Source organism: Ruoffia tabacinasalis (assembly GCF_005864045.1).
GTDB lineage: Bacteria > Bacillota > Bacilli > Lactobacillales > Aerococcaceae > Ruoffia > Ruoffia tabacinasalis.
Map to the genome: position 1 here is coordinate 1 of NZ_VBSP01000023.1, position 17,590 is coordinate 17,590.

At 38.3% G+C, this 17,590-nt stretch carries 20 protein-coding genes and 2 pseudogenes; 11 read left to right on the plus strand and 11 right to left on the minus strand.

From position 1 onward, the window contains the following. From FEZ33_RS07165 to FEZ33_RS07180, 4 genes and pseudogenes are all read left to right on the plus strand, one after another. Window positions 1-197 (plus strand): annotated as a pseudogene (locus tag FEZ33_RS07165) (IS30 family transposase); the annotation flags it as partial. Window positions 198-302: 105 nt separating this feature from the next. After that, complete coding sequence (locus FEZ33_RS07170; protein ID WP_138404721.1) at window positions 303-1,061, plus strand: MurR/RpiR family transcriptional regulator; 759 nt, start codon at window positions 303-305, stop codon at window positions 1,059-1,061. A 126-nt stretch (window positions 1,062-1,187) separates the two neighbouring features. Beyond that, window positions 1,188-2,750 (plus strand): maltose/glucose-specific PTS transporter subunit IIBC, encoded by a 1,563-nt coding sequence (malX, locus tag FEZ33_RS07175; RefSeq protein WP_138404722.1) that lies wholly within the window; start codon window positions 1,188-1,190, stop codon window positions 2,748-2,750. 7 nt (window positions 2,751-2,757) lie between these two features. Beyond that, on the plus strand, window positions 2,758-3,954 hold the full coding sequence (locus FEZ33_RS07180) for a MalY/PatB family protein (protein ID WP_138404723.1): 1,197 nt from the start codon (window positions 2,758-2,760) through the stop codon (window positions 3,952-3,954). 111 nt (window positions 3,955-4,065) lie between these two features. Here FEZ33_RS07180 and FEZ33_RS12990 read toward each other — a convergent pair whose 3' ends face one another. Beyond that, complete coding sequence (locus FEZ33_RS12990; protein WP_138404724.1) at window positions 4,066-4,212, minus strand: AraC family transcriptional regulator; 147 nt, start codon at window positions 4,210-4,212, stop codon at window positions 4,066-4,068. A gap of 149 nt (window positions 4,213-4,361) precedes the next feature. Here FEZ33_RS12990 and FEZ33_RS07190 point away from each other — a divergent pair, with 149 nt between their 5' ends. The 5 genes and pseudogenes from FEZ33_RS07190 to aroD all read left to right on the plus strand — a co-directional run bounded on the left by FEZ33_RS07190 (window position 4,362) and on the right by aroD (window position 8,510). Beyond that, on the plus strand, window positions 4,362-4,541 hold the full coding sequence (locus FEZ33_RS07190; RefSeq protein WP_138404725.1) for a hypothetical protein: 180 nt from the start codon (window positions 4,362-4,364) through the stop codon (window positions 4,539-4,541). Between the two features lie 64 nt (window positions 4,542-4,605). Then, window positions 4,606-4,895 (plus strand): annotated as a pseudogene (gene rhaM, locus FEZ33_RS07195) (L-rhamnose mutarotase). A gap of 146 nt (window positions 4,896-5,041) precedes the next feature. Then, on the plus strand, window positions 5,042-6,454 hold the full coding sequence (locus FEZ33_RS07200) for a hypothetical protein (RefSeq protein WP_138404727.1): 1,413 nt from the start codon (window positions 5,042-5,044) through the stop codon (window positions 6,452-6,454). 36 nt (window positions 6,455-6,490) lie between these two features. Next, window positions 6,491-7,642 carry an NAD(P)-dependent malic enzyme gene (locus tag FEZ33_RS07205; protein ID WP_138404728.1) on the plus strand — a complete coding sequence of 384 codons (1,152 nt, stop codon included), beginning with the start codon at window positions 6,491-6,493 and terminating at the stop codon, window positions 7,640-7,642. 118 nt (window positions 7,643-7,760) lie between these two features. After that, a complete protein-coding gene (gene aroD / locus FEZ33_RS07210) occupies window positions 7,761-8,510 on the plus strand; it encodes a type I 3-dehydroquinate dehydratase (protein ID WP_138404729.1) in 750 nt (249 codons plus the stop codon). A 37-nt stretch (window positions 8,511-8,547) separates the two neighbouring features. Here aroD and FEZ33_RS07215 read toward each other — a convergent pair whose 3' ends face one another. From FEZ33_RS07215 to FEZ33_RS07230, 4 genes are all read right to left on the minus strand, one after another. Beyond that, on the minus strand, window positions 8,548-9,657 hold the full coding sequence (locus tag FEZ33_RS07215) for an Ldh family oxidoreductase (protein WP_138404730.1): 1,110 nt from the start codon (window positions 9,655-9,657) through the stop codon (window positions 8,548-8,550). Between the two features lie 461 nt (window positions 9,658-10,118). Next, window positions 10,119-10,409, minus strand: coding sequence for a DUF5960 family protein (locus FEZ33_RS07220; protein ID WP_138404755.1), 291 nt, complete (start codon window positions 10,407-10,409; stop codon window positions 10,119-10,121). Continuing rightward, window positions 10,399-10,767, minus strand: coding sequence for a DUF2642 domain-containing protein (locus FEZ33_RS07225; RefSeq protein ID WP_138404731.1), 369 nt, complete (start codon window positions 10,765-10,767; stop codon window positions 10,399-10,401). Before FEZ33_RS07225 ends, FEZ33_RS07220 begins: the two co-directional genes overlap by 11 nt. Next, window positions 10,764-12,188 carry a Y-family DNA polymerase gene (locus tag FEZ33_RS07230; protein ID WP_138404732.1) on the minus strand — a complete coding sequence of 475 codons (1,425 nt, stop codon included), beginning with the start codon at window positions 12,186-12,188 and terminating at the stop codon, window positions 10,764-10,766. The genes FEZ33_RS07225 and FEZ33_RS07230 overlap by 4 nt, the downstream gene beginning before the upstream one ends. A 150-nt stretch (window positions 12,189-12,338) precedes the next feature. Between FEZ33_RS07230 and FEZ33_RS07235 the strand changes: the two genes are divergently transcribed. Together FEZ33_RS07235 and FEZ33_RS07240 are read left to right on the plus strand one after the other, a co-directional pair. Beyond that, a complete protein-coding gene (locus FEZ33_RS07235) occupies window positions 12,339-12,890 on the plus strand; it encodes a 3'-5' exonuclease (RefSeq protein ID WP_138404733.1) in 552 nt (183 codons plus the stop codon). 237 nt (window positions 12,891-13,127) lie between these two features. Then, window positions 13,128-13,751, plus strand: coding sequence for a TVP38/TMEM64 family protein (locus tag FEZ33_RS07240; protein WP_171031323.1), 624 nt, complete (start codon window positions 13,128-13,130; stop codon window positions 13,749-13,751). Between the two features lie 29 nt (window positions 13,752-13,780). Here the strand turns inward: FEZ33_RS07240 and FEZ33_RS07245 are convergent, their stop codons facing one another. The 6 genes from FEZ33_RS07245 to thiW all read right to left on the minus strand — a co-directional run bounded on the left by FEZ33_RS07245 (window position 13,781) and on the right by thiW (window position 17,438). Beyond that, window positions 13,781-14,233 (minus strand): hypothetical protein, encoded by a 453-nt coding sequence (locus tag FEZ33_RS07245; protein WP_138404735.1) that lies wholly within the window; start codon window positions 14,231-14,233, stop codon window positions 13,781-13,783. A gap of 63 nt (window positions 14,234-14,296) precedes the next feature. Then, entirely contained in the window at window positions 14,297-14,656 is a 360-nt protein-coding gene (locus FEZ33_RS07250; protein ID WP_138404736.1) for an ASCH domain-containing protein, read from the minus strand. Further along, window positions 14,643-15,461, minus strand: a complete 819-nt coding sequence (gene thiD / locus FEZ33_RS07255) for a bifunctional hydroxymethylpyrimidine kinase/phosphomethylpyrimidine kinase (RefSeq protein ID WP_138404737.1) — start codon at window positions 15,459-15,461, stop codon at window positions 14,643-14,645. Before thiD ends, FEZ33_RS07250 begins: the two co-directional genes overlap by 14 nt. A gap of 13 nt (window positions 15,462-15,474) precedes the next feature. Beyond that, window positions 15,475-16,110 carry a thiamine phosphate synthase gene (thiE, locus tag FEZ33_RS07260; RefSeq protein ID WP_138404738.1) on the minus strand — a complete coding sequence of 212 codons (636 nt, stop codon included), beginning with the start codon at window positions 16,108-16,110 and terminating at the stop codon, window positions 15,475-15,477. Beyond that, a complete protein-coding gene (gene thiM, locus FEZ33_RS07265) occupies window positions 16,100-16,921 on the minus strand; it encodes a hydroxyethylthiazole kinase (protein WP_138404739.1) in 822 nt (273 codons plus the stop codon). The genes thiE and thiM overlap by 11 nt, the downstream gene beginning before the upstream one ends. After that, window positions 16,908-17,438, minus strand: coding sequence for an energy coupling factor transporter S component ThiW (gene thiW / locus FEZ33_RS07270; RefSeq protein WP_138404740.1), 531 nt, complete (start codon window positions 17,436-17,438; stop codon window positions 16,908-16,910). The genes thiM and thiW overlap by 14 nt, the downstream gene beginning before the upstream one ends. Window positions 17,439-17,590 lie beyond the last annotated feature (152 nt).

Below are 17,590 nucleotides of genomic sequence, written 5' to 3' on the forward strand. Positions count from 1 at the left end.
TGAATGAGAATTCCAATGGTTTATTACGCAGAGACGGACTGCCAAAAGGAATGGACTTTAATCAAGTAGACCAAAGCTTTGTGTCATCGATTGCACACAAACGGAACACGATTCCACGGAAATCCTTACACTACCGAACACCGTTGGAAGTATTTTTGAGTTACTTAGATGAAACAGTTTTGTCTAGCTTAATTTGACAAATCAAAACCTATAAAATTATCTTTCCTGTAGTTGTAGTACGTTTTCCATTTATAGATAATGTTATAATGTTTTTAAAGAATACTAATACAAGGTGGGTTTGAATGGATGAATTATTATATAAATTAGAGAAGCAAGCAAATGAATTAAGTGAATTAGAAAAAGTTGTTTTCAAATTTATGAAGTCGAGTCCAGAGACCTTTGTAAATGGAACACTTGATCAAATTTCTGAAATTACATATGTATCTACAGCAACAATCTCACGAACAATAAAAAAAGTGGGCTTTAAAAACTTTCAAGAATTAAAATTTGTTTTCCTTCAGGAATTACGGAATAATTCGAAGCTTTCAAACCAATCGCTAGATGCAACGAGTTTTCAAAATAGTATTATTGAAAAAATAGAAGCAACATTTGATTTCTTAGAAGAAAGTAATTTTGAAGTGATATTGGACCAGATTCATAAAGCAAACAACATAGAGATTTATAGTGTAGGATCCAGCCTAACAATTGGAATTGATTTATCGAGAAAATTATTATCCTTGGGAAAAAATGCAAACGCTTATGTTGATTGGGATGACTTAAGTCGAAAATCCAAAATCCAAAAGACATCAGAGTTAGCGATCCTCATTAGCTTAAGTGGAGAGACAAAGCATATCATTGAATATGCTACAAATTTAAGTGAAAACAAAGTTACTATGATTGGAATTATCGGGACAGCTGATTCAAGATTAGAAGAAAAAGTTGATCATTGTATTTATGCTCCATCTATTGTGAAGTATTACAAAGAAGCAGATATTAGCTCGCGTGTTGCGATGGTAGCGATTATAGAGTACCTAACAATAAAATATAGTGAGTTTGTATAAAATGATGAAAGGCCTTACAAGTCGCTGCAAGCTCATACAAAGGGCTGTAATTTCCTCATTAACTGTAATTAATAAAGTATACTTAAATTAAGAAAGCGCTTATATATTATGAGGGGGTTATATTTTATGGAAAAAAAGAATCGTCCTAGTTTTATGGAGTTTCTACAGGGATTAGGTAGAACGTTCATGTTGCCAGTAGCACTTTTATCGTTTATGGGATTATTATTAGGAATTGGGAGTGCATTTTCTAGCGCATCTACAATCGAAGCCATGCCGTTTCTTGACAATGAGATACTTCAAATTGTATTGAGATTTTTATCAACAGTTGGTGGGTTTGCGTTTACATATTTACCTGTGATGTTTGCAATGGCTATACCTTTAGGTTTAGCTCGAAAAGAGAAAGGAGTAGCAGCTTTTTCAGGATTTGTAGGATATACGGTAATGATCCTTACAATAAATTTTTATTTATCTGAAACAACGAGTCTTGCTGATCCAGATGTTTTAAGAGAAGCCGGTCAAGGTATGGTATTTGGTATTCAAACACTGGAACTTGGAGTTCTTGGAGGGATTATTGTAGGTGTCATAGTCTACTACCTACACGAACGGTTCTATGATATCCAATTACCTGACAGTTTTGCATTCTTTTCAGGAGTAAGGTTTGTTCCGATTATCACATCATTAGTTTTATCACTAGTTGGGATAGCATTACCTATTATTTGGCCAGCATTTGCTTTCGTAATTCAAGGTATAGGTGGATTAATCCAACGAGCTGGCGTGTTTGGTCCGTTCTTATTTGGTGCAGGGGAACGCTTATTATTACCATTTGGTTTACATCATATTTTAGTCGCTATGATTCGCTTCACAGATGCTGGTGGAACTGAAATAGTAAATGGTGAGACAGTTTCCGGAGCTTTAAATATATTCTTTGCTCAACTGAATTCAGGAGAAGCAATATCGGGTGCCGCTACAGCTTTCCTTTCACAAGGGAAAATGCCAACATTTATCTTTGGTTTACCAGGTGCTGCTTTGGCAATGTATCAAGTTGCACGACCGGAGAATAGAGCACGTATCAAAGGTCTTTTAATTTCAGGTGTTGTTGCCACTGCGGTTACAGGAATTACAGAACCGATTGAGTTCTTATTCCTATTCATCAGCCCGTTATTATGGATTTTCCATGTGATCATGACAGGTGCTGGGTTCTTAGTGATGAGCTTAGTTGGTGTATTAATTGGTAACACAGATGGTGGGTTACTAGATTTCTTAATATTCGGAATTATGCAAGGTGGCTATACTCGTTGGTGGATGGTTTTAATTATCGGAGCAATCTGGTTTATCATCTATTATAGCGTATTCAAATTTGTTATTACTAAACAGAATTTACCAACACCAGGGCGAGCGCCTCAAAGAGAAGACACAGAGTACACATCTGAGGAATTAAATTATTCTAAAGATACAGGATTCGATGTTAAAGGTATATTAAATGCTTTAGGCGGTAGTCAAAACATTACTTCATTGGATAATTGTGTCACTAGATTAAGACTCGTGTTAGAAGACGGCACTATTGTTGATGATGAGAAGCTTAAAGAGTTGGGAGCTTTAGGAGTGATTCATTTGGACAAACGAAATGTCCAAGTTGTTATTGGAACAAAAGTAACAAGTGTTCGAAATGAATTAGAATCTTATTTGTAGGAGGCATATTGTGGATTTCGATAAATTGATTGACCGTCGTGGTACTTACTGTACACAATGGGATTATGTTGCAGATCGATTTGGGCAAGAAGATTTACTGCCTTTTACTATTTCTGATACGGAGTTTGCTGTACCAGAAGAAGTTTTAGAGGCTTTATACTCAAGAATGTCTCATAAAGTTTTTGGTTATACACGTTGGAACAATGGTGATTTCCAACAGTCTGTTCTTAATTGGTATGAAAGAAGGTTTGATTTCTTACCTGATGCTGATTGGTTATTATATAGTCCATCGGTTATCTATAGCGTAGCGCAACTTATTCAGATGAAATCAAATGAAGGCGAAGGTGTTATTATTCAAACACCTGCTTATGATGCGTTTTTTAAGACAATAAAAGGTAATAATCGCGTAATTGTTGAGAATCCTCTGACTTATGAAGAACATTATTATAGTATTGATTTTGAAAATTTAGAGAAGAAATTAGCAGATCCAAATAATACTATTTTATTATTTTGTTCACCACATAATCCAACTGGAAGAGTATGGACAAAAGAAGAGTTAACTCGTATTGTAGATCTTTGTAAAAAACATGAGGTCTTTTTGATTAGTGATGAGATTCATATGGATGTGATTAGTAAAGGGTTTAAACATATTCCAATTACAAAAATAACTACAGAACAAGTAGGTTTAGTTACTTCTGGTAGTAAAACATTTAATTTTCCGGGTTTAATATTTTCATATCTGATGTTACCTAACTCTGATGATCGCGAATTGTTTTTGTATCAATTAAAAAATAAAGATGGTCTGTCATCTACTAGTATTTTAGGTATGGAAGCGACAATGTCAGCTTATAATAACTCAGAAAAATGGGTAAATGATTTGAATACTTATTTAGAGGGAAATAAAAATCTAGTGAAAAAATTCTTTACAAATAACTATGAAGGTGTAAAAATAGTTCCTACTGAAGCGACATATTTGATGTGGGTTGATATCTCAAGTTTAGGATTGAATATGGAAGAGCTTCAGGAGAGATTAATTAACATAGGTAAAGTTGCAATCATGGATGGAGAAGTTTATGGAGGTAATGGAGGTCAGTTCCTAAGATTGAATATTGGTTGCCCAGAAGCTAAGCTAGTTGAAGGATTTAAAAGAATTGAAAAGAGTTTAAAAGATATAGATTTAAAGAAATGTGATATAATAAAATAAAACTAATTACATAAGTATTATATAATTGTGAAATAACGCACGTAGTAGAAGAGGAGTTCCCTTTTACTACGTGCGTTATTTTTTAGTCTCCAATATTTTGCTCTTAACGGTTCAGCGTGTCTTTCTTTCATTTCCTGGAAGGTAACCAAACTGTTCTTTGAATTTCCGATAAAAGTAAGTTGTATTTGAATATCCAACTTCGGAAGCTATCATATTTATGGTAATTGTTAATGTTATTGTTCTCGTGGTTCCAACCATTGGAGCGATTGTTCTTGCTGAGCATTGGATTATACCTAAGTTAGGTAGAAGAAGATAAAAAAGTTGCAGAAGCAATCTCAATCGTTAATGAAGAAGAGAATCCGATTGATGAGAATAATACTCCGCCTCTACCTACACCTTTGAAGGCGATGAAATGGATATCGTATATCTTCTTAATTATTATGGTTGTTCTTGCAGTGTTTACTTTTAACGGAACTTATTCTGTTGAAAGTATGAAAAATGTATCAATTTGGTTAACTGTTCTTTACTTCATTTTCGGTGGAATCCCGACTATATATGGTTATCGTCTAGAAAATGAAAATGCATAAAATATATGGTTGTATATTTATCTGTAAATAGGAGGAGATTATATGTTTAAAAAAGCTTTTTAAAATGAAGGTCTATCCAGAACAACAAGAAGAGTATGAAAAAAGACATAATCAATTATGGCCTGAAATGAGAGAAATGTTCGCAGAATATGGAGCGGTTAATTATTCAATATTTCTTGATTCTGACACTAATTATTTATTTGGGTATTTAGAAATTGAAGATGAAAAAAGATGGGCAGAATCTGAAAGTACAGAAATTAACCAAAAATGGTGGGATTATATGGAAGATATAATGGAGACTAATCCAGATAATTCATCAGTGTCAAAAAATTAAAACAAGTATTTGAATTATAAATTCGAATTAACGCATTTAGAAGATTTTCACAACCTTCTAAATGCGTTTTTTATATATAAAACATCTAAATACTAAAGCGCTTCCTAACATGCTATAATAAAACTATATATAATATTTATACCAATACACATAAAGGACGGTAGCGATGATGAAGAGATTGATGAAGCTGATGGTGGGGTTTAGTTTATTGTTTTTCATTTCTATGGGAGAAGTTGGACATGCTCAATCACTTGAGGGGCAGCGTGAAGAGGTCATTGAAAGTTTTATGATGGGGATTACGCAAGATTTTTCTTATGAAGAAGTGGATGCATATTTGAGTGAGGAAGAAGCGAGGATTCTAGAAACTGGAGAAACGAGATCATTATCGAGTTACGGAATTGACGGGAATCATTCTACCGGACAATCACTTGAGCTAGTTGAGTATTTAACTAATTACTTGAATAGTCAAACGGACGAGAGTGATGAAGCGGATTTATATCCATATGCGGTTGATTTTTCGGAATTACCTGAGGAAATGCGCTTTTATCATGAGGGTAAAGAGAAGTTTATTGTTAAGAAAAATGGTGGGCAGCCAACCATTTACGAGAATGAATATAATGCCTATGCTACACATGTTAAATTGATTAGGGAATTTAATGGGCGTTTAGAAGATAATGCTACTCAAACATTCGCGGTCTATCCATCAGATGAGATAGCAAGAGATATAAATGTAAATACAGCAGTGGTCGTTCAAGAACTATCTGCACATCGTACAGATTATGTTTTTTATTTCTTCTACAATAAGTATGGCACTTTAAGTATGATTAAATGGGATTTAGAAAAACCTGTAGGTGAGTATGCTGAATACACGACTCGTGAAACTTATGAGGAACTCACAGGCAATACAGAATCTAGTGCGTCGTCTGATTGGAGTTTACCACATGATTGGCGCATGCTTTCACCGCGACGCAAGGATGTTCCACCTGTAGCCTGGGTCCTTACATCAGTTGGAGATGGCGAAACGATTGCGATCGAACCGGTCTATCAAGGAGAGGGAGTTGTTTCGGGTTTTATTAATCCAAATTATTCTGTTGAAGTGACAACAAAAAATGTTTTCACAGATGAGATGTCAGCTGTTTTTGCTGCGACACCAGATTCGTCTGGTTATTTCACTGTTGATCCTAATGCAACTATTGGAACTCCACCAACGATAAAAGTCTTGAACGAGAGTGGTCAGAATGTGTATGAGATGGAATTAGGTATTTACCAATACCGTCCAACAGCACTCGAACATGAGTCAGGCTACTTAACGCTTGAAAGATATTTTGTGGATCAAGGATATGTCGAAGGTTATACTTACCCGAATGCTGAAGTGAAAGTAACACATGTAAATGGTTATGCTACAACTATGGAAAATGCCGTAGCTGATAGTAATGGGTATTTTCATGTGGAGGGTTTTAGGCATCAAAATAATTTAACAACAACTGTGATAACAGTCACACATCCTGAAACAGGCGAGGAGATTTTAGTAGCACCATATCCTTGGACAGAGTGGGAACTTGAGAATGCAGAGTGGTAATGAGTAGAGTTCAATCATAGAAAGGAAGCAAGATACATGGACGTGAGGAAAGAAGCTCTTAGATTAAGCGAGGAACTAGGCGGGAAGATTGAGGTTAATCCTAAAGTATCCATTACAAATATGGAAGAATTATCCGTAGCATACACACCAGGTGTGGCGGCAGTTAGTTCAGCGATTGCGGAGAATAAAGAAGATGTCTATAAATATACAACGAAACGTAATTTAGTCGCAGTTGTCACTGATGGATCAGCTGTATTAGGACTAGGAAATATCGGACCTGAAGCTGCGATTCCAGTGATGGAAGGGAAAGCTGCTTTATTCAAAGCGTTCGCAGATGTGGACGCTGTTCCAATTTCATTAGATACACAAGACGTTGAAGAGATTATCTCACATGTTAAAGCAATTGCTCCTTCTTTTGGTGGAATTAACTTAGAAGATATTTCTGCACCGCGTTGTTTTGAAATTGAAAGACGTTTAAAAGAAGAATTGGATATCCCAGTATTCCACGATGACCAACATGGGACAGCGATTGTCGTATTAGGTGCTTTATACAATGCATTGAAAGTTGCTGATAAGAAAATCGAGTCAGCAAAAATCATTATCAATGGTGGTGGATCTGCCGGAACGGCAATTGCTAAGAAAATGTTAGCCGCAGGTGCTAAAAATGTTATCGTCTGTGATATCGATGGTATGATTGCTTTAGATGATCCTGCTTTAGATGAGCGGCACAAAGACTTAGCGAGTTTAACAAACCTTGATAACTTGAAAGGGGATTTACAAGAAGCTGTGAAAGATGCGGATGTTTTCATTGGTGTGTCAGCGCCAGGCGTGTTGAAGAAAGAATGGATTGCAACGATGAATGAAAAGCCGATTATCTTCGCGATGGCGAACCCAACACCAGAAATCATGCCGAATGAAGCGAAGGAAGGTGGCGCATTTATCGTCGCAACGGGGCGTAGCGATTTCCCTAACCAAATTAATAACGTTCTAGCTTTCCCTGGTATTTTCCGTGGAGCTTTAGATGCACGCGCTAGTGATATTACAGATGAAATGCAAATTGCGACAGCTCAAGGAATTGCGAGTGTGATTCCAGAATCAGAGTTAAGTGTGGATAATATTATTCCAGATGCCTTTAACCCTAAAGTAGCAGAAGTCGTTGCGGACAGTGTTCGCAATGCGACAAAATAATATTTAAAATTAAAACCAATAGATCTCGGGAAGGTTCATTGGTTTTTTTAGCTTTTTGCTTCTGTATAAGCTATTATCAAATGTAGAGATAATTACATCAAGTAAGGGAGGGCGGAAGATGAAGCGAGTGACGATAGATAATGTATCCATTGGTCAAGGGAGACCTAAAATAATTGTACCGATTATTGGTAAAACTCGTGCGGAGATTATTAAAGATGCAAAAGAGGCAGGTGAGTCATCAGGTGATTTAGTGGAATGGCGCATTGATTTTTATGAAGATGTGGAAAAATCGGGCGCAGTGAGCGAACTTTCTAAAGTTGTCAAACAGCTGGTGAATAAGTCGTTGTTAATTACCTTCCGTACTTTTGAAGAAGGTGGGGAACGCGAGCTATCCTATGAGCAATATGTTGCCCTTTATCAAGAAATTATTAATGAAGGACACGTTGATTTATTAGATATTGAGTTATTTATCCCAGAAGAAAAGTTAGACTGTCTTATTCAAGAGTGTCGCAGTCAAGGGATTTATGTGGTGCTATGTAATCATGACTTTGAACGAACACCTCCAGAGGAAGAGATTATTCGTCGTCTTGAGTTGATGGAAAGTAAAGGGGCAGATATTTGCAAGATAGCTGTTATGCCACAAACGCCCGAAGATGTTTTAACGCTTTTAAAAGCCACTCATCGGCGTCAGCAATTTGCTAATGTTCCATTGATAACAATGTCTATGGGTAATTTAGGAATGGTTAGTCGCCTTGCTGGCGAAGCATTTGGCTCTGCAGCAACTTTCGGTTCTTTAGGAAAAGCATCTGCTCCCGGTCAAATGGCTGTTGAAGATTTAGCAGTCGCTTTAAAGAATTTGAGTTTATAAAAAGAAGGGAGCATGGATTGCTCCCCTTCTTTAATGCTTATTCAAATGGCAATTTGTAATCTGTCCAGCCTAATTCATCGCGAATAGCGATCATTTCTTGTTGCACCCCTTCATTTAGAGGTAAGCCTGTATCTTTACGCTCTAACCACACAAGGTGTTCTTTTTCACCGGCAGTATAAATGCGTTCTTCACCTGGCGCCACTTCTGAATTTCTTAAAGCTCTTAAGATATCTCCAGCTGTCTTCTTGAAGCTGTCTAAACCAACGAAAGCTTCGGTATCAATGGCAATAAAGAAGTGTCCTAGATGGAATTTCTGTTTCTCGCCATTTTCCCCAATGCCTGATAACATATGCAAGAAGTTTCCTTGTTGTAGGGCAGCTGATAATACTTCTACAAAAGTTGCATAACCATAACCTTTATATCCAGCGAGTTCTTCACCGATACCCCCAAGTGGTGCTAGCGCTGCTTGACCATTAACTAACGCTTCTAGAATTTCAGGCGAGTCAGTCATTGCTTTTCCGTCACGACCAATCACCATTCCTGCAGGTGTATCTTGACCAATACGTGCGTAATATTCAATCTTTCCGCGTTGACTAATTGAAGTCGCACAGTCTAATGAAAATGGAAAATCCTCATCGGTTGGGAAACCGAGTGTGAGTGGGTTTGTACCTAACATATTCTCAACTCCAAAAGTAGGCGCAATTGAAGGGCGCGCATTCGTCCCGGTCATGCCGATACAACCTGCTTTTGCGGCCATATCTGTGTAATAACCCGCAATTCCGTAGTGAGTTGAGTTTCGAACCGCAACCATACCCATTCCGAACTCTTTCGCTTTATCGATCGCCATCTGCATGGCTTTATATCCAATGACTTGTCCCATCCCATCATGTCCGTCCACAACTGCTGTTGTCGGTGTTTCACGAACAACTTCAAAATTCGTCTCCGGATGTTGAATACCCGCTTTAATTCGATCAAGATAAATTGGTTTAAAGCGGTTTACCCCATGTGATTCAATCCCTTTGCGGTCAGACGCAAGTAGCACATCTGTACAAATATCCGCATCTTCTTCTGGAATCCCATAAGCCATAAAGACATCTTTAACAAACTTTGTTACCCAATCCCATTCAACAGTAAAAGTTTGACCCATTTTCTATTCCTCCTAGTAATTTTAACTGGCTTTGTAAGCGTTTCCTGGCACTTTAAAATTAGCATATTCAGGTTTAAATAACAAGGAATTTATAAAAAGTATTTATAGTAGATGGAAAAATAATTTGTAAATGCAGAAACAGAAGGATTCGCCAGCTCCCTCACCTGAGCTAGTGAATGCAAGAGAACTTCTCCAGCTCGCCCACTTGAGCTGGCGAATCCAAGACAACTTCGCCAGTTCGCGCATCTGATCTAGCGAATCCAGTCCAACTTCGCCAGTTCGCGCATCTGAGCTGGCGAATCCAGTCCAACTCCACCAGCTCGTCCACCCGAGCTGGCGAATCACCGCAGCTTCCCGACCCACCCCCCGAAAAGCATAACAAAAGCGACAAAGTATCAAGATAATAAGATACTTTGTCGCTTATATTTTTTATGAGAAGATGAGCTACATTAAAGTGACATTTAAAAGGATGAGGTGTGTCGAATATATTCATAAATGCGGACTTGCGAATTGCTTTCTTGCATTTTCACTCTGAAGATAAAGTAATGATTTTTATTATCTTTTGCTTTCATTGCGGGGAGCTTAAAGTAATTGGTTTGTGACTCATTCATAGTAAAAAGAATGTCATCGACCATAAATGTTAAAGGGACGACCAAATTTGAATAAGCATTAAAATCTTGTTCAAATCGCATAAAATTCTCACTAAAATAATCGAATTGAACACTACTATTCTGTATGTTTCTAGAATCCATCATCCAATTCCTCCTCTAATTTGATTGATATGATGTGTTTAATAGATATAAAGTAGTGAGCATCCTCACTTTGTATACCAACTTGATCGGCTTGTACGGAATCAATTTTCCCGCGTATTTCTTTGGACTTTTCGTCCTGTATGAATTGGAAAATACCAGGTAACCTTTGCAGATACAATTGGTTGAGTAAGAGCAGCTTCTCGCCTAAAGGGAGCGACTGGCTAAAATCAATCGTCTCGGCTTCAGTTGTGAGCGCGGTGGTGTGTTCTGATAGGAAAAAGCCCATCCATTTAGCCATCTTCCGGTCTTGATAATTCCGAGCAGAACGGTAAGGAAGATAGCTTCGATCAACTGTCATGCTAACCCATCCAAGCCACCAGCGCCACCTGCCGCATGGCCACCGATAAGTTGACTACGCGCTTTACTTCTGGAGTTTTCTTTAAGTACAGTTGCACGTTGCACGGACAAGAAGCCAAATCGTTCACGAACATCATCAATTGTTTTTTCAAGGGTTTCTTCTTTTTCGACTTGTTCAAAATTATCAAATAAAGATATAAAAGCATATCTCTCATCGACAAAATTATTATAGCGAACAGCAATATTTCGAACGGCACCGCCATTATATTTTGAACGAAAAAGACCGATGACATGACCGATGAGCACTTTTGTATTTTGAGTGGGGTCGACTTTTCTTTGAACATGAATGGATGACCGTTCAGCAGTGTGAGAGAAGCCAATAGATATTGCCACACTGGTTGTCTTTTTATGAGCTTTACGCAAACGGATTGCTACTTGCTCAGCCATTTCGCTTAAGACGAGTTCGATATCAGATTGCTTATAATAATCTTTGTGCAGAACTTGTGAGTTACCTAAACCTTTGGATTTGGCTTTATAAGGGTAACGCACATCACTTTCATCCACTCCGTTAGCATGAAACCAGAGTTGCAGACCAATAACGCCAAACTCTTGCTTGAGTAGTTCCGGGTTACTGTTAGCTAGATCTCTAATCGAGTAAATTTTCATACGTTCAAGTCGAATTGCTGTTCGCCGACCGATTCCCCAAAAGTCAGTGAGTTCTTTAATGTTCCAGACTTTCGTTTCGACATCTTCATAAGACCAATTAGCGCGCATATTGGGGTTGTATTTTGCTTCATTGTCCAGAGCTAATTTAGCAAGAAGAGGGTTTGCATTACTCATACCGACTGTTGAAAAAACGCCAGTTGCTTTCCAAATTTCTCGTTGAATTTGTTCGGAAATTCCATCGAGTTTAGCACGGCGAGAGATATTTTTTCGCTTGGCAAAATAATCTAGCGAACGTGTTAAATCAATGAAACTTTCATCAATAGAGTAGGGCAGAATTTCCTCCTTAGGTGCATAATTTTGGAGAATGTCATGAATAATCATATTTTTCTCAATATATAAGCTCATTCTTGGAGGAACAATGAGTGTTTTTCGTGCCCAACTCTCAATAAAGCGAACATACTCACGATTTATTGGCAAATTTTGCTGTTTAGCGACATAGTAATTGAACCGTCTTGTCTGAATATTAAAAGGTAAATCATAGCTTCTCCCCACATTATCCTTTCCGAAAACTTTCTTAAATGTTGGTGAAGAGGCGAGGATCAAGCCGTTTGCATTATCTGCTCGACTCATCACACATAAAGAAGTATAGAGGGGGTGGAGGCCACGTTCCACGCACTCAACGCTGGCGTAAAAGGATTTCATATCAATGAAAGCTATGTCAGATTTAGGTTCTCTATCATACTGAATGTTTCCCATTATAATCCTCCTTTTGATAAAACCTTGAGTCTATTATACGAACAAATGTTCGCATAAGCAAGTGGAATATTTTAAAACTTGTGACTTGACGAGCGGTAAGAAGTGTATATACTGATATGGAGATTAAGATCATAAGGAAGGGGTTATTCAATGGAATATGTTGCATTTGACTTTGAAACAGCTAACGGTCAGCGGTGGTCAGCCTGTTCGCTTGGGGCAGTAAAAGTTGTTGACGGAATTATGGTTAGACATTTTTATGAATTAATTGATCCACTGACATCTTTTGCACCGAACAATATTCGTATTCACGGAATAACACCCGAACAAGTTCAAGGAAAACCGGCGTATGATGAAGTTATTGGTCGGTTTCAAGAATTCGTGGGAGACGCGCCAGTTGTGAGTCACACTCAATTTGACCGAGGCGTGATTCGATCAGCCAATGAAAAATTCAGACTCCCGGAGTTAGGCATGGATTATTTTGATTCTTGTCAGTTGGCCCGTAATTTATGGCGCGGAAAGCTTTCAAGTTTCAGTTTAAAATCTTTATGCCAGCAAATAAAATTTGAATTTAATCATCATAATGCTCTTGAAGATGCGCGAGCTGCTGCTTATGTCATCCACGCTTTAACGATGTATTCGAAGACGCAGACCGTGGAGGATTTGTTGAAGGCAGGAAATGTGAAGCAGTTTTATAGATTGTAGAAACGAAAACCCAACCTCCCGCCATCCACACCCGGATGGCCATATTTTTGCCAAATTTATCCTATAATCATCTGATGATTTATGATATGTTTATTATAGCGAAAAGAGAGCGTGGCTCTCTTTTTTTATTAGGCGGATGATAAAACTTGGTCCTTTAGCCCTATGAAGTTTAGCTATAAATATAATACTGTAAAGTTAATAAAAGACGATTTGTTTCAATCAGAGAGGGTAGGTTTTATGGATATGGCACCACTGTCAAAAGATATTATGTTTTTCAAAAGAAATAAGCAAGTGTTAAAGTGGGTAGCCATTGTCGGAGCGGTGATTACGTTCATCATATTTGCCTATTTTTTCAAAATTGACTTATTTAATCATCCAGAAATTCTTCAAGAAAGACTCGAGAAAACTGGGGCATTCGCACCGATTGTCTTTTTCCTTCTATCTATCATCAATACCGTGTATCCAATCGTTCCCGGCGGGCTCGGGAGTGTGATTGCTTATGCCGCATTTGGGCCACTACTGGGCTTTATTTTGGCGTTTTCAGCGAATTTTCTCGGGTCATTGATATTATTTTGGTTGGCGAAACGCTTCGGGCAGCCAATTCTATATGCTTTTTTAGATGAAAAATTAGTTGAAAAAGGTTTGAGTTATTTAGATAGAGGTTATTACATTGAGTGGATACTTGCGGTGGTGCTTGTAGTACCAGGATTGCCAGATGAGTTATTCATCATGATCAGTGGCTTAAGTGATTTGACTTACAAGCGAATGGTCATCATCCAATTGATATTTAAACCGGTCACGATGTTTTTATTTATGGCCGGGGTGCACAATTTCTTAGGTTTACTTTCAAATCTATTCTAATAAAAGAAGCCAGGCGAGTGCCTGGCTTTTTATGTACGTGAAATTATTTGATGTACAGCGTCAAATTGTTCATTTGAAAAACGTAAACTGATAATCTCCTTTTCAAAAGAAAAATCAACAGTAAAATAATCATCCTCTTTTTCAATCTGACTCCCGATAACGTCGGTTAAAGCTTTACTTTTAGGAATGAAACCGGCGAGACCCCTTTTATTAGACTTATAATAGATAAAATCTTTTGAAAGGCCTGACGTAAAAGGAATCGCAACAAAATTAATAGCGATTAAAATAAATAAGGCGTATTGAATAAAAGTCTCACCAAATTCGAATCCAACCTCTAGAAATACAATCGCAATAATCACAGGCGTTGCATAAAATAATCGCTGATGATTCTCGCGAATTTGAATATGGCGAAAGGCATTGAATTGATGAAAAAGGGTGTAGCCCAACAGGGCGATTAAAATTAAAATAATGATCGTTAACATGGAAAAGCGAACAACTCCTTTGTCTAGATATTATAACAGAAAATATATAGGAGCTGAGCAAGATTAAGAAAAATGATCAGACAAACTAATTTCAATCCCAAGAACACCATAGTGCGCTTGTTGCTCCAATGAATAATAAGCTTCCATATCTTTCGGAGAAGCGGTCTCCACATTATTAGAAGTATAACCACATTCTAGTAAAGGAAGAGCCTGATATAGTTCCTCGAAAAAAGGGAACGGATGTAAAGCAATCACATCCACCTGAATTGTTTGTGTTAAATCATCTAAGTGCTCAAATATAATTTGATCACCAACTTGAACTTGGCGACGCTTTTCATCATTTAAACGGAGTTCAATCGTTTTTTCACCTTGTTTAATCATATCAAAAGGCTCTGCGTTTAACTTCATTTTATGTAAGGTCATGATTATTCATCTCACTGTATTTAGAATGGATATCAAAGCCGTGGTCTAAAGGTCCAGACCCTTTACCTAGATTAAGACCCGCTTTTAAGGCGTCAGTTAAATAGGCTTTTGCGCGTTCAATAGAAGTAATTAAATCAAAATCTTTCGCTAAGTTAGATGCGATAGCACTTGCTAAAGTACAACCTGTTCCATGGGCGTTTGGGTTATCCACGCGTTCGCTTTTGAACCAGTGAATCTCTCCTTCATGATATAAAACATCATTGGCATCCGTTTGACGGTGTCCACCTTTACAAAGGACGGTACAATGGTAAGTATCGCCAATATGTTTTGCAGCTGTGACCATGTCGTCATGGGTTTTAATATTAAGGCCAGATAAGGCTTCAGCTTCGTCGATATTTGGTGTGAGAACAGTCGCGATGGGTAGTAATTCTCGCTTAAGTGTTTCCGTTGCGTCGGATTCCATCAAAGCAGAACCACTGGTTGCCACCATGACAGGATCTACTACGACTAAAGGCACGTCGTACTCATTTAATTTATCCGCAATGACTTTAATTAACGGCGCACTTGAGACCATTCCAATTTTAACCGCATCGGGGTAAATATCTGTGAACACAGCATCAAGCTGGGCAGCTAAAAATTCGGGCGTTGATTCTAAGACATCAGTGACACCTAAAGTATTTTGAGCAGTTAAAGCAGTAATCGCACTCATGCCATAAACCCCATGACTAATCATCGTCTTTAAGTCTGCTTGAATGCCAGCGCCTCCACTCGAATCGCTTCCAGCAATGGTTAATACAGTTTTCATACATATTACCTCCTTAAAGTAAGTTTGAAACAGCTTCTTTTAAATTGTGTGCCGCTTCTTGAATATCATCTTGAGCAAAAATCGCGCTGATGGCGACAATACCTGCAATACCAGTATCTTGTAACTGAGAAACATTCGATAATGTAACGCCACCAATAGCAACAACGGGAATGTTTACGGATTGACAAATGGCTTTAAGTGTTTTAATTGAAACTGGCTCAGTATCAGTCTTTGTTTGAGTGGGAAACATAGCTCCAACGCCGATGTAATCAGCACCATGCTCTTGAGCGGCTAAAGCATGTTCAACCGTTCGGCAAGATACACCGAGTAACTTATTTGTGCCTAATTTTTCGCGGACTTGACCGGCTTGCATATCGTTTTGACCTACGTGAACGCCATCAGCATCAGCTTCAAGGGCAATATCCACGCGATCATTGATAATTAATGGGACATTGTATGACTGACATAAAGGTTTTAATCGTTTAGCTTGTTCAAGAAACTCTGCTTCAGAAAGAGTCTTTTCTCGAAGCTGTAAAATCGTTGCGCCCCCCTCGAGAGCTTCTTTGACATGGTCTTCTAAGGTAGCACCATTTAACCAAGTTCGGTCGGTAATGGCATATAAGGTGAGTTGTTCAGGTTTAATTGACATGTTTACGGCCTCCTGATTCGTGAATCGTCACGGTATGTTGAATTTTGGTAATTTGTTCAATTTGACTAGCATAATCGAAGAGTTGTCTGTGTGCTTGACCCAAACCTGCGGAACTTTCTTTAACCAGTTTACCTATGACTTTCCAACTATAGGAAGCGCTAAGCGCAGCTGTTAGCGGGTCAGTCACATTGGATAGAGCGCCACATAGGACAGAAAGCATATCACCTGTTCCAGTAATTTTGGTGAGAATTGAGCTACCTCCTTCGATTAAGTAAGAGTGAGTACCGTTGGTAACAAAGTCATCTTTTCCAGTCATCAAGACAACACAATCCAACTGTTGGGCTAAGACGACGGCATCTGATTGTCCATCATCAGAATGGGATTGAGCGAAACTATCAACGCCTCGTGCTTGGCTTTTAGACCCTAACAAACTTTGGACTTCTCCAACATTGGCTCTAATAATGGTTGGTTGAACTTCTTTTAAAAGTTGTGTGACTTTTTCTTTTCGATAAAGGCTCGCCCCAATGCCGACGGGATCGACAATCACAGGATGGGCATATTTATTTGCGTATACGCCGGCTTTGGTACAGGTGGCGTATTTTGAATCATTGGGTGTGCCTAAGTTTAAAACTGTTGCCTGACTAATTCGGGTAATATCTTCCATCTCTTGAATAGCGCTCGCCATGATTGGACTCGCCCCTACGGCCAGGAGTAAGTTAGCACAGTCATTGGCACTGACTAAGTTACTAATCGTATGCACAAGTGGATTGGCTTCTCGAACTTTTTCCCATAAATGATTAATCTCTATCATTCGGTCGGTCACTCCTTTCTAGCCAATTGATGCGGCCATTTTGTTTAAGTATGTTAATAATCCCAACGGCAATCACCGTTCCAGTAATCGTAGAAATAAGAAAAGGAATCACATAAGCGTAAAAGGCTAGCGTTCCAACACTTTCCCCTAAAAATAAAATAGCGAGTGGCCATGCGACAAGTCCACCTAGAATTCCGGTTCCAATTATTTCACCTAGGCTAGTGAGGAAAAGACTTTTTGTTTTAGCAAAGATTAGGCCACATAAAAAGGCACCAATCATACTTCCAGGAAAGGCCATAATAGTACCTAGACCGAATAAATTCCGTAATAGACTGGCGATAAAAGCGACAGCAACGCCATAACTAGGACCTAAAAGCACAGCGCAGATGATGTTAATAATATGTTGAACGGGTGCCGCTCGCGAGCCTAGAATTGGGAAAGAAAGCAAACTTCCAACTACGGCTAATCCAGAAAGAATACCAGCTAAGACAAGTTTTTGGGTTCTCGATGATTTCATGTTCTCACTCCTCTAATTTCATTTTAAATAGACAAAAAGGCAGAGATATCCAGTATAGGTCATCTCCGCCAATCGCTTTTAAGGCAAATTATGATCCCTACACTGCAAGCAGCCAGGTTCAGCGGGTCGAATATTACATTCCTCTCAGCTCT

Excerpts from the sequence above, each read along its gene's own strand:
- FEZ33_RS07170 (WP_138404721.1), top strand. The coding sequence starts at position 303 with ATGGATGAATTATTATATAAATTAGAGAAGCAAGCAAATGAATTAAGT.
- malX (WP_138404722.1), top strand. The coding sequence starts at position 1,188 with ATGGAAAAAAAGAATCGTCCTAGTTTTATGGAGTTTCTACAGGGATTA.
- FEZ33_RS12990 (WP_138404724.1), bottom strand. The coding sequence starts at position 4,212 with ATGGTTGGAACCACGAGAACAATAACATTAACAATTACCATAAATATG.
- FEZ33_RS07190 (WP_138404725.1), top strand. The coding sequence starts at position 4,362 with ATGAAATGGATATCGTATATCTTCTTAATTATTATGGTTGTTCTTGCA.
- FEZ33_RS07200 (WP_138404727.1), top strand. The coding sequence starts at position 5,042 with ATGATGAAGAGATTGATGAAGCTGATGGTGGGGTTTAGTTTATTGTTT.
- FEZ33_RS07205 (WP_138404728.1), top strand. The coding sequence starts at position 6,491 with ATGGACGTGAGGAAAGAAGCTCTTAGATTAAGCGAGGAACTAGGCGGG.
- aroD (WP_138404729.1), top strand. The coding sequence starts at position 7,761 with ATGAAGCGAGTGACGATAGATAATGTATCCATTGGTCAAGGGAGACCT.
- FEZ33_RS07215 (WP_138404730.1), bottom strand. The coding sequence starts at position 9,657 with ATGGGTCAAACTTTTACTGTTGAATGGGATTGGGTAACAAAGTTTGTT.
- FEZ33_RS07220 (WP_138404755.1), bottom strand. The coding sequence starts at position 10,409 with ATGGATTCTAGAAACATACAGAATAGTAGTGTTCAATTCGATTATTTT.
- FEZ33_RS07225 (WP_138404731.1), bottom strand. The coding sequence starts at position 10,767 with ATGACAGTTGATCGAAGCTATCTTCCTTACCGTTCTGCTCGGAATTAT.
- FEZ33_RS07230 (WP_138404732.1), bottom strand. The coding sequence starts at position 12,188 with ATGGGAAACATTCAGTATGATAGAGAACCTAAATCTGACATAGCTTTC.
- FEZ33_RS07235 (WP_138404733.1), top strand. The coding sequence starts at position 12,339 with ATGGAATATGTTGCATTTGACTTTGAAACAGCTAACGGTCAGCGGTGG.
- FEZ33_RS07240 (WP_171031323.1), top strand. The coding sequence starts at position 13,128 with ATGGATATGGCACCACTGTCAAAAGATATTATGTTTTTCAAAAGAAAT.
- FEZ33_RS07245 (WP_138404735.1), bottom strand. The coding sequence starts at position 14,233 with ATGTTAACGATCATTATTTTAATTTTAATCGCCCTGTTGGGCTACACC.
- FEZ33_RS07250 (WP_138404736.1), bottom strand. The coding sequence starts at position 14,656 with ATGACCTTACATAAAATGAAGTTAAACGCAGAGCCTTTTGATATGATT.
- thiD (WP_138404737.1), bottom strand. The coding sequence starts at position 15,461 with ATGAAAACTGTATTAACCATTGCTGGAAGCGATTCGAGTGGAGGCGCT.
- thiE (WP_138404738.1), bottom strand. The coding sequence starts at position 16,110 with ATGTCAATTAAACCTGAACAACTCACCTTATATGCCATTACCGACCGA.
- thiM (WP_138404739.1), bottom strand. The coding sequence starts at position 16,921 with ATGATAGAGATTAATCATTTATGGGAAAAAGTTCGAGAAGCCAATCCA.
- thiW (WP_138404740.1), bottom strand. The coding sequence starts at position 17,438 with ATGAAATCATCGAGAACCCAAAAACTTGTCTTAGCTGGTATTCTTTCT.